The organism is Streptomyces sp. NPDC043867 (genome assembly GCF_056435845.1).
The window spans coordinates 25211-36039 of record NZ_JBWKDS010000007.1; the positions used below are offsets into that span (position 1 = coordinate 25211).

7 protein-coding genes are annotated in these 10829 nt (G+C 73.9%); 2 read left to right on the top strand and 5 right to left on the bottom strand.

Annotated features, from left to right (window positions below):
* Nucleotides 1-251: 251 nt before the first annotated feature.
* A complete protein-coding gene (locus AC069T_RS09045) occupies nt 252-1955 on the bottom strand; it encodes a PucR family transcriptional regulator (protein ID WP_478782112.1) in 1704 nt (567 codons plus the stop codon).
* Between the two features lie 117 nt (nt 1956-2072).
* Nucleotides 2073-4229, bottom strand: coding sequence for an ATP-binding protein (locus AC069T_RS09050; RefSeq protein ID WP_478782113.1), 2157 nt, complete (start codon nt 4227-4229; stop codon nt 2073-2075).
* A gap of 360 nt (nt 4230-4589) precedes the next feature.
* On the opposite strand from AC069T_RS09050, the gene gabT reads away from it, so the two are divergent.
* Both gabT and AC069T_RS09060 read left to right on the top strand, forming a co-directional pair.
* Nucleotides 4590-5924: a 4-aminobutyrate--2-oxoglutarate transaminase gene (gene gabT, locus AC069T_RS09055; protein WP_478782114.1), complete on the top strand. Its 1335-nt coding sequence runs from the start codon at nt 4590-4592 to the stop codon at nt 5922-5924.
* Nucleotides 5925-6123: 199 nt separating this feature from the next.
* Nucleotides 6124-6945: a phosphatase PAP2 family protein gene (locus tag AC069T_RS09060; protein WP_478782115.1), complete on the top strand. Its 822-nt coding sequence runs from the start codon at nt 6124-6126 to the stop codon at nt 6943-6945.
* On the opposite strand, the gene AC069T_RS09065 is transcribed toward AC069T_RS09060, so the two are convergent.
* From AC069T_RS09065 to AC069T_RS09075, 3 genes are all read right to left on the bottom strand, one after another.
* Nucleotides 6884-8707 (bottom strand): chitinase, encoded by a 1824-nt coding sequence (locus AC069T_RS09065; RefSeq protein WP_478782116.1) that lies wholly within the window; start codon nt 8705-8707, stop codon nt 6884-6886. The two genes, AC069T_RS09060 and AC069T_RS09065, sit on opposite strands and share 62 nt — an antisense overlap.
* 109 nt (nt 8708-8816) lie before the next feature.
* On the bottom strand, nt 8817-9269 hold the full coding sequence (locus tag AC069T_RS09070; protein WP_478782117.1) for a hypothetical protein: 453 nt from the start codon (nt 9267-9269) through the stop codon (nt 8817-8819).
* A 125-nt stretch (nt 9270-9394) separates the two neighbouring features.
* Nucleotides 9395-10813, bottom strand: coding sequence for an NAD(P)/FAD-dependent oxidoreductase (locus AC069T_RS09075; RefSeq protein ID WP_478782118.1), 1419 nt, complete (start codon nt 10811-10813; stop codon nt 9395-9397).
* Nucleotides 10814-10829: the final 16 nt, after the last annotated feature.

Here is a 10829-nt window from a genome sequence, read left to right on the forward strand (position 1 = left end):
ACGACCCGCACCCGCGCTCCCACCGGAGGGGCCGTGCCGGTACATCAGATGCCCGTTGCAGGTCGGGCAGGAAGCGCCGGTCCACCCCCGTCACCAAGGTGCACGCCCGACCTGCAACGGGCGGATGTACCGGCGCGGCCCCGACCCACCCACCGCGGCGCGGGCTCCCCACCCACCGCAGCCAAGACGCCCGCCGTGCCCCCGCCCCGCACCACCGCAGCCAAGACGCCCGCCGTGAGCCCGCCCCCGCCCTACTCCCCCACCGCCGTCGCCTTCAGCGCCAGCCACAGCTCCATCCGGACGTCCGGATCGTCCAGTGAGCGCCCCAGGATCTCCTCGACCCGCCGCATCCGGTACCGCAGCGTGTGCCGGTGCACCCCGAGGTCGGCGGCGGCCGCGTCCCACTGACCGTGCCGCGACAGCCACGCCCGCAGGGACGCCACCAGGTCCCCCCGCCCGGTCGCGTCGTGCTCGCGCAGCGCCCGCAGCAGCCCGTCCGCGAACGCCCGCACCGCGTCGTCCGCGAGCAGCGGCACCACGGACCCCGCGGCCACCTCCTCGTGCTCGACGAGGGAACGCCCCCGCCGCCGGGCCACGGACAGGGCCTGCTCGGCCTGCTTGTAGGCCGCCCGCGCGGCGATCGGCCCGGCCGGCGCCGACAGCCCCACGACCAGTTCCCCCTCGTCCCGCACCGGCTGCTCCCGCCCCGCGGCCCGCGCGGCCTCCAGCACCTCCGCGTACTCCTGGCAGGCCGCCACCGCGGAGCCCCCGTCCGCCGCGAGCACCACCAGCCGCTCCCCGTCGGGCACGACCAGCACGGACTCCCCGGACCGCGCGGCGGCAGACTCGACGACCTCGGCGAGCCCGCCCAGCGGGTCGCCCTGGAGGTCGGGCACCGCGGCCTTGGCGGCCGACGCCTTCGCGGCGCCAGGCCCGCGGCCGGGCTCGGGCCCGGGCTTGTGCTCCCGCCCGTGCCCGCGCCCGTCGGCATGCGCCCGCCCCGCCGACGCGGACGCCGACTCGGCGAGGATCAGCCGGAAGGGCGCGTCGAGAAGCTCCCCGTACAGGTCACCGGCGACGGCGCGCGCGTGGTCGGACTCCCCCGCGAGGAGCATCCGCAGGACGGCTGCCCCGATCCGCTGCTCGGCCGCGTGCAGCGACCGGGACCGTTCGGTGGTGAGGGTGAGCAGGGCGATCGCGGAGTGGACGGCATACCGCTCGGCGGTGCCGAGGGCGGCGGCCGTCCCGACGGCGAGCGCGGCGCGGGCCCGCCGCCCGGTACCGAGGGAGTGCAGCTCGATCCGGTCCTCGCCGTCCGGTCCGCCGACGACGGAACTCGCCGGCGCGGCCCGCTCCCGCAGCCGCTCGACGTCGGCGGTGATGCGCGCGGCCCGGCGCCCGGCCCACTCGGGCGCGGCGGCGACGACGGCACCGGACGCGTCGTACAGCGCGGCCCACCCGTCGACCTGCCCGGCGAGCGCGGCGAGCAGCTTCTCGGGGCCGTCGTGCAGCGCCTTCTTGGTCAGCTCGCGCTGGGCGGCGAACCCGGCGGTGACGGCGCGGTACTGGTCGGCGGCGATCGCGGCGGAGACGGCCTTGCTGATGGCGAGGAACGGCGTGCGCCGGGGCACCTCAAGGAGCGGGAGGCCCTCCTGCTCGGCGGCGTCGACGAGGGCCCCGGGGATCTCGTCGTAGTTGACCCCGACGGCGAAGCCGAGGCCGACGACTCCCGCCGCGGCCAGCCGCTTCACGTACCGCCGCATGGCGTCGGGATCCTCGGCGTCCAGTTTGAGCGCGGTGATCAGCAGCAGCTCCCCGCCCTCCATGTACGGCACGGGGTCGGCGAGCTCGCTGACGTGCGCCCAGCGGACGGGCACGTCCAGGCGTCCCTCGCCCGCCCGCACGGTCAGCTTGAGCGCGGAGTGGTGGACGAGGGAGGCGAGCGTGGGGGGCATGGGACCTTCAGGTCTGAGGCGGACGCACGAGCGGTCGACCGGGTGATCTTTTGGCCGCTTCGTATGAAGGGCCTCTGCCGATTCTGCCTCACCGTAGGGGTGTCCCGCGCTCTCGTTTCAGCCGCGCAGATCCACCAGCAACGGCGGCGCGTGCTCACCCTTCACGCTGGTGAGGGAGAGCACCGCGTGCCCCGGGGGCACCCCGTGCGCCAGTTCGGACGCCGACCACCGCTCCCGCTCGACCTGGCGCACGGTGACGGCGCGTGCGGTCGGCGCGTTCCCGGTGATCACCCGGCGCAGCATGTGGACGGCCTTCCCGGCCGGGGTCTCGGCGATGATCTGCCGGTCGGTGACGTCCCGGGTCTCGGTCCACTCCTTGCCCCAGACCTCGGCGAAGTCCTGGCCGTCCCAGGGGGTCAGTCCGGAGAGCGCCATCCGGCAGCCGATCGCCCCGAGCAGCGGACTGCGCAGCGCCCGTGGCACGTCGTCGAGGGTGCGCAGGGTCAGGACGGTGCCCGCGTTGGCGGAGCGCAGCCGCTGGATGCCGCGGACGGCTTCCGGGGTGACGACGCCGGTGGCGTCGTCGAGCACGAGGCAGGCGAACAGGGAGCGGTCCTCGCGCACGGCGACGCTGGCGGTGAACTGGGCGAGTACGAGCCGCGCGAGGATCCGGGAGGCGTCGGCGTGCCCCCGCTGCGGCAGGTCGATGCGCACCCGGACGGGGTGGTCGAGGGCGCGGAGCGAGAAGGGCCGGGACTGCCCCGAGGTGTCGAAGAACCCGGCGAAGGCGGGCCGGTCGAGCAGCGCGACACGGTCGGCCAGGACGCCGCCCACGTCTCCGGGGTGCCCCATCTGCCGCTCGCGGGCGTCGAGTTCGCGCAGCAGCGAGGCCTGTCCGGCCTCCTCGAGGCCGCTGCGCAGCGCGGCGAGCGGGCCGGGTGAGCCGTCGAGGAGCTGCCGCAGTTCCGGTACGGAGGGGAAGCGGCCGTGGACGGCGCGGTACGGGCCGAGGAGCTGGGCGAGGACGGTGGTGGACCGCCGGCTGTCGCCGGAGGGGTGCGGGTCGGCGAGGTCGCCGACGAGCGCCTCGGCGAGGACGGCGGCGGCCTCGTCGGGGTCGGTGGTCCCGCCGTAGAGGTCGAGGTCGTAGACGGACTCGGGGTTGCCGACCCGCACGACGACGTCGTACGCGTCGGCGGCGCCGAGCCCGGCGCCGGCCGCGCCGACCACCACGACGGCGGCCCGTCCGGCGAGCGCGTGCAGGCACAGCGACTCGGCGAGCGGCCAGACGACACCGCCGGTCTTGCCCGAGCCGGCAGGGCCGACGGCGAGCAGCGAGGTGCCGAGAAGGTCGGGTCCGAGGGCGAGGCCGGTGGCGCGGTAGGCGTAGGGGTTGCGGGGGTCGTCGGCGGTGGCGCCGAGCCGTACCTGCCCGGTGAGCAGGTCGTGCCGGGCGTGCCGGCCGGGCAGGTCGCGGTCGCCGGAGGGGTGCAGGCAGGCGGCGGAGCCGTCCTTGAGCACGGCTCCGGTGAAGGTGGCGAGGCTGTGGCGGCCGTTCTGCACGCCCTGCCAGGCGCGGGCGATGCGGGCGTGGTCGACGTCCCGCATGAGGCCGGCGCGGGCCTCCGCGGCGAGCCGGTCGGCGGCGTCCGCGGCCCCGGCGGCGCGGAGCCGGTTCCACTGGGCGGGGTCGTCCTCGGGGGCGGGCGGCCGTTCGTTCGCGGGTGCCGTGCGACGCCAGGCGGGCAGTCCGTAGCGCCGCCACACCTCACTCCAGCGGCCGAGCCGCCCGACGCCGATCATGATCGCCAGGGCGACCGCGGCGTAGTAGGCGTAGACGACCACGACGGCGCCGAAGCTGTGGGGCTCGGCCCAGGAGTCCGGGATCATCGCGTACAGCGGGAGCAGCCACCAGCCGCCGAGGTAGCCGTTCCACAGCAGTGACCAGATCAGCCAGCCGACGAGGAAGGCGATCAGCGCGCCGCTGAGGAGCTGTCGCGCCGGCACGACCTCGGGCTCCTCCTGCGGCCGCGGCCGGTGCCCGAACCGCCACACGCCCGGCGCGGCCTCGGGACGCGGCGTCCGCAGCCACGCCAGGAAGTCGGACCCGTCCGGCAGCGGCGGCAGGCCCGGCGCGCGGGCGGGCCGGGGCGGTGCCGCGGGGGCGGGCGGCCGCGCCGGGGGCGGGGTCGCGGGCACCGCGGGTGGCCCCGCCGGGCGCGGCACCGGACCGGCGTGCGTGCCCCGTGCGTCCTGCGTGCCGTCGCCGTCCATCGCCCTTGCCCCCTGACCAGCCGCTCCGTGCCCCGTACGCGGGTCAATCTAGTGCCCCTGCGCGGGGAGTTCACCGCTTACGCGGCCGGAGCCGAAAGGACTTGGCCGGTCGGGGGGGGCAGGGCCCGGCCGGGCGGGCCGTCAGGGTCCGGCCGGGCGGGCCGTCAGGGTCCGGCCGGGCGGGTCGTCGGCACTGCTATGTCCACGGCGGACAAGGGAATCCCCCGACACCGCCCACATGGAGCATGCCGAGCCCCCTGCCCCGGCCCTAGCCTGCGAAGAAGCGTCCGAAAACACCCCCGCCCGGAAACCCCCGGCTCGCCGGAACCCCCGGTTCGCAAGATCTTCAGGGAGCCCCTCATGACCGCACTTCCGCAGGAGCGCCGCGTCGTCACCGCCATCCCCGGCCCGAAGTCGCAGGAGCTGCAGGCCCGCCGTACCGCCGCGGTCGCGGCCGGTGTGGGCTCGGTGCTGCCGGTCTTCACCACGCGCGCCGGCGGCGGGATCATCGAGGACGTCGACGGCAACCGTCTGATCGACTTCGGTTCCGGCATCGCGGTCACCTCCGTCGGCGCGTCCGCCGAGGCCGTCGTGCGCCGGGCCTCCGCCCAGCTCCAGGACTTCACCCACACCTGTTTCATGGTCACGCCGTACGAGGGGTACGTCGCCGTCGCCGAGGCGCTGGCGGAGCTGACCCCGGGCGACCACGCCAAGAAGTCGGCCCTGTTCAACTCGGGTGCCGAGGCCGTCGAGAACGCGGTCAAGATCGCGCGTGCGTACACCAGGCGCCAGGCCGTGGTCGTCTTCGACCACGGCTACCACGGCCGCACCAACCTGACGATGGCGCTGACCGCCAAGAACATGCCGTACAAGCACGGCTTCGGCCCGTTCGCGCCCGAGGTCTACCGCGTGCCGGTGGCGTACGGCTACCGCTGGCTGACCGGTCCCGAGAACGCCGGTGCCGAGGCGTCCGCCCAGGCCATCGACATGATCAACAAGCAGATCGGCGCCGAGAACGTCGCCGCGATCATCATCGAGCCGGTGCTCGGCGAGGGCGGCTTCATCGAGCCCGCGAAGGGCTTCCTGCCGGCCATCAGCGAGTTCGCCAAGGACAACGGCATCGTGTTCGTGGCGGACGAGATCCAGTCCGGCTTCTGCCGCACCGGCCAGTGGTTCGCCTGCGAGGACGAGGGCATCGTCCCGGACCTGATCACCACCGCCAAGGGCATCGCGGGCGGCCTGCCGCTGGCCGCCGTCACCGGCCGCGCCGAGATCATGGACGCCGCGCACGCGGGCGGTCTGGGCGGCACCTACGGCGGCAACCCGGTCGCCTGCGCGGGCGCGCTCGGCGCGATCGAGACGATGAAGGAGCTCGACCTCAACGCGCGGGCGAAGAACATCGAGGCCGTCATGAAGGCCCGGCTGGGCGCGATGGCCGAGAAGTTCGACATCATCGGAGACATCCGCGGACGTGGCGGCATGATCGCCATCGAGCTGGTGCAGGACCGCGGCACCAAGGAGCCGAACCCGGCGGCCACGGCGGCGCTCGCCAAGGCCTGCCACCAGGAGGGCCTGCTGGTCCTGACCTGTGGCACCTACGGCAACGTCCTCCGCTTCCTGCCCCCGCTGGTCATCGGCGAGGACCTCCTGAACGAGGGCCTCGACATCATCGAGCAGGCCTTCACCCGCATCTGAGGTCCCGCCCGCCCCGGCCCCCGGGGCGGACCGGCCCCCGCCCCGGATTCCGGTTCGGTTCCGGGCGGGGGCGCCGGGGGTCGGAGCGTGTGAAGAACGTGTGCGAGGTGGATGGCGGGACGCGCATGTGGCTGTCGGAGCCGCATCCGCTGTCGTAGGTTTGGCCCAGATGAGAGATACACCCCGCCCACAGGGGACTGTGGGCGACGCCGGGTCGGGGCCTCCCCAGCTTCGCCCTGGTCGTGCCCTCGCGCACACACCCGGAGCTTTTGGCTCCACTCCTCACCGATCGGACGGCCGCCCGCCCCAAACCCCCCGGGGCGCGCGGCATCCCGATCCGGACGGCCACCCCGGAACCACCCCCCCTGTTCCGGGGTGGCCGACCTTCCTCCTCGGACTTCCGGCCCTCCTTCTCGCGCTGATCACCTGGCAGGTCGCGGCCCACGGCCCCCTCGCCCGCGCGGACGAACGCCTCAGCCACGCCGTCGTCCACCCGAACCGCTGGTTCGAACTCCTCGCCGACCTCGGCAACATCACGGTCGCCGTCCCGGTCCTGGCCGTCGCCCTCGTCCTCGCGGCCCGCTGTTCCCGCCGGGCCGGCGCCGACCGCTGGTGGCTGCCGTCCGTCGCTGCCGCCGTCCTGATGGCCGCCGTACCGGCCGTGATCGTGCCGCTGAAGGAACTGATCGCCCGCCCGGGCCCACCGGTCATGGGCCCGGGCACGGGTTTCTTTCCCTCGGGCCACACGGCGACCGCCGCCGTGGCGTACGGCGCCGCGACCCTGCTCCTCCTCCCCCGGCTGCCCTCCGCGACGGCCCGCCGCACCCTGGTCGCCGGCTGCCTCGCCCTGAACCTGGCGGTGGCCACCGGCCTGGTCGCCCGCGGCTACCACTGGCCCCTGGACGTCGTGGCGAGCTGGTGCCTGTGCGCGCTGCTGCTTACGGGGCTTTCGATGTTCCTCAGCCGAAGTACGCGTCGAAGTTCCGCGAGAACTCCCAGCCGCCGAACCGGTCCCAGTTGACCGACCACGTCATCAGGCCGCGAAGCGCCGGCCAGGTGCCGTGGGGGGTGTACGAGCCGCAGTTGGTCTTCTTCGTCAGGCAGTCGAGGGTCTTGGTGACCTCGGCCGGGGAGACGTGGCCGTTGCCCGCGTTCGTGGTCGCGGGCATGCCGATCGCGATCTGGTCGGGGCGCAGCGGCGGGAAGACGTTGTTCGGGTCGCCCGCGACCGGGAAGCCGGTCAGCAGCATGTCGGTCATCGCGATGTGGAAGTCCGCGCCGCCCATGGAGTGGTACTGGTTGTCCAGGCCCATGATCGAGCCCGAGTTGTAGTCCTGGACGTGCAGCAGCGTGAGGTCGTCGCGCAGGGCGTGGATGACCGGGAGGTAGGCGCCGGCGCGCGGGTCCTGGCCGCCCCATTTGCCCGTGCCGTAGTACTGGTGACCGAGCTGGACGAAGAAGGTCTCGGGCGCCATCGTCAGGACGAACCCGGAGCCGTACCTGGCCTTGAGGGTCCTGACCGCCGAGACGAGGTTGACGACCACGGGTGTCGTCGGGTTCCTGAAGTCCGTGTCGTTCGCGTTCAGGGAGAGGGAGTGGCCCTCGAAGTCGATGTCCAGGCCGTCGAGACCGTACTCGTCGATGATCTTCGACACCGAGGAGACGAACGTGTCGCGGGCGGCGGCCGTGGTGAGCTGCACCTGGCCGTTCTGTCCGCCGATGGAGATCAGGACCTTCTTGCCCGCCGCCTGCTTGGCCTTGATGGCGGCCTTGAACTCGGCGTCGCTCTCCACGTTCGGGCACTCGGTGACGGGGCAGCGGGTGAAGCGGATGTCGCCGGAGGTGGTGGAGGTCGGTTCGCCGAAGGCGAGGTCGATGACGTCCCAGCTGTCGGGGACGTCGGCCATGCGGGTGTAGCCGGCCCCGTTGGCGAAGCTCGCGTGGAGGTAGCCGACCAGGGCGTGGGCGGGGAGGCCGGGGGTCCCGCCGCCGGAGCCCGGGGAGGTGGTCGCGGTGACGGCCGCCGACTTCGCCGACTCGCCCGTGTCGTTCACGGCCGCCACCTGGAAGCTGTACGCGGTTGCGGGGGATAGACCGGCCACCGTGGCCGAAGTGCCGCTCGCCGTCTGGGCCTTGACCCCGTCGCGGTAGACCGCGTACCCGGTCGCGCCGGGGACCGCGGACCAGGACAGGGCGACGCTGCCCGCGGTCACGGTGCCGGTCTTCAGGCCGGTGGGCGGGGCCGGCGGCTGCCCGGCGTCGGCGCCCGGGCCGACCAGGGAGATGTCGTCGGCGTGGTAGGCGCCGGTGCCGTACCAGCCGTGCGTGTAGAGGGTGACCCTGGTGGTGGAGGGTCCGGTGCGGAAGGTGGTGGTGAGCTGCTGCCAGTCGGTCGCGGACTGCGTCCAGGCGGAGACGTCGGTGGTGCCCGTGCCGTTCGCGCCGAGGTAGACGTAGTTGCCGCGGACGTGACCCGTGAGGGTGTACTGCGCGCCCGGTTTCACGGTGACCGTCTGGGAGCACTGCGCGTGGTCGCTGCCCGCCGGGGTCGCCTTCAGGGCCGAGGTGCCGCTGCGCACGGGTGAGGTGACGGTACTGCCCGCCGTGCAGGTCCAGTTGTCCAGGCCCGCCTCGAACCCGCCGTTCCTGACGAGGTCCGCGTCGGCCGCACGGGCGGTCGACGAGAGGGCGGTGACGCCGGGGACGGCCAGGACGGCGGCCGTGCACACGGCGAGAAGTCCGTGTCGGCGTACGAAGGGGCTGTTGGGTCCGGTGGGGTCCACGAGTGCCTCCGGGCAGGGGGGAGTTGGAGGGTGAAGCGCGCCCAACTTGGTCCAGACCAATGCAGTTGTCAAGGCCTCCGCCGGGATCCCGGCCGGCCCGGCTCCGCGGTCAGGGCCCCTCCCCGCCCGCCAGACCCGCCGCCGCCTCGTGCATGGCCAGCTCCAGGAGCGCCGGATCGGTGAGGGTGCCCGAGCCGTCCGGCGGGACCAGCCAGCGCACCCCGCGGGCCGGCCTCCCCGGGTACGGCACCACGATCCAGGTGCCGCGGCCCGCTGTGCGCACCCCCGTACCGAGCCAGCGCGCCGCGGTGCCCGCGGGGACGAAGAACCCCGTCCGGGCGTCCCGGAGGCCGGCGAGCACGGGACCCGGCCGGTCGGTCACCCGGGTCAGCACGTCGAGCGTGGGACGGCCCAGCCCGGCCGGCAGGATCAGTACGTCCCACACCTCGCCCGCCGGCAGCAGCGCGACTCCCTGCGGGCTGCGCTCCCACTCCCAGCGGCATGCCTCGGGGTCCGGTGCTGCGGATGCCAGCCACTCGACCGCCGTCCTGGCGCCTGTCATGGCGAAACCTCCCTCTCTCATACCGACGCCGGTCGCGTCACAGGAGAGAGGGAGGTCCGGGCCGGGCATTACGCGGGTTCCCGCCCCCTGTCGGCAAACCGGGTCACAGGGGGACGTCCGCTCGGTCAGCTGTCGAAGCCGAGACCCAGCCTGTCCATCGCCTTCAGCCAGAGATTGCGCCGCCCGCCCCGCGCGTCCGCCCGCGCGAGGGACCACTTGGTGAGGGCGATGCCGGTCCACGCGAAGGGTTCGGGAGGGAAGGGCAGCGGCTTCCTGCGCACCATCTCCAGCTCGGTGCGCTCGGTGCGCTCCCCCGCCAGCAGGTCGAGCATGACGTCCGCGCCGAAGCGGGTGGCGCCGACGCCGAGCCCCGTGTAGCCCGCCGCGTACGCCACCCGGCCCTGGTGCGCGGTGCCGAAGAAGGCGGAGAAGCGCGAGCAGGTGTCGATCGCGCCGCCCCACGCGTGGGTGAAGCGGACGCCCTCCAGCTGCGGGAAGCAGGTGAAGAAGTGTCCGGCGAGCTTCGCGTACGTCTCCGGGCGGTCGTCGTACTCGGCGCGCACCCGGCCGCCGTACGGGTAGATCGCGTCGTAACCGCCCCACAGGACGCGGTTGTCGGCGGAGAGACGGAAGTAGTGGAACTGGTTGGCCGAGTCCCCGAGGCCCTGGCGGTTCTTCCAGCCGACGGAGGCCAGCTGGTCGGCCGTCAGCGGCTCGGTCATCAGCGCGTAGTCGTAGACCGGGACGGTGTACGCGCGTACGCGCTTGACCAGGTTCGGGAAGATGTTGGTGCCGAGGGCGACCCGGCGGGCGCGGACGGAGCCGTAGGGGGTGCGTACGGCCATGCCTGCGCCGTACGGCTTCAGGGCGAGGGCGGGAGTGTGCTCGTAGATGCGGACGCCCAGCTCGCGGCAGGCGCGCTTGAGGCCCCAGGCGAGCTTCGCGGGGTGGAGCATGGCGACCCCGCGACGGTCGTGCAGACCGGCGAGGAATGTCGGTGAGTCGACTTGTTCCCGTACGGCGTCGGCGTCCAGGTACTCGAGGCCGTCCGCGAGACCCTCGCGCTGCAACTCCTCGTACCACTCACGCAGTTCGGCCGCCTGGTACGGCTCGGTGGCGACGTCGATCTCGCCGGAGCGCTCGAAGTCGCAGTCGATGGAGTAGCGGGCGACGGCCGCCTCGATCTCGTCGAGGTTGCGGGCGCCCAGCTCCTCCAGCTTCCTGATCTCGTCCGGCCACCGGGTGAGGCCGTTCGACAGGCCGTGGGTCAGGGACGCGGCACAGAATCCGCCGTTGCGGCCGGAGGCGGCCCAGCCCACCTCGCGGCCCTCCAGCAGGACCACCTCGCGCCGCGGGTCGCGCTCCTTGGCGAGGAGCGCGGTCCACAGTCCGCTGTAACCGCCGCCGACGACGAGCAGGTCGCAGGTCTCGGCGCCGGTGAGGGCGGGCTCGGGGCGGGGTCTGCCCGGGTCGTCCAGCCAGAAGGACACCGGCCGGGCGCCGGAGAGAGACGTCGTCCAACGGGTCATGGCGCCTGGGGCCATGATTTCAACTCCCTAC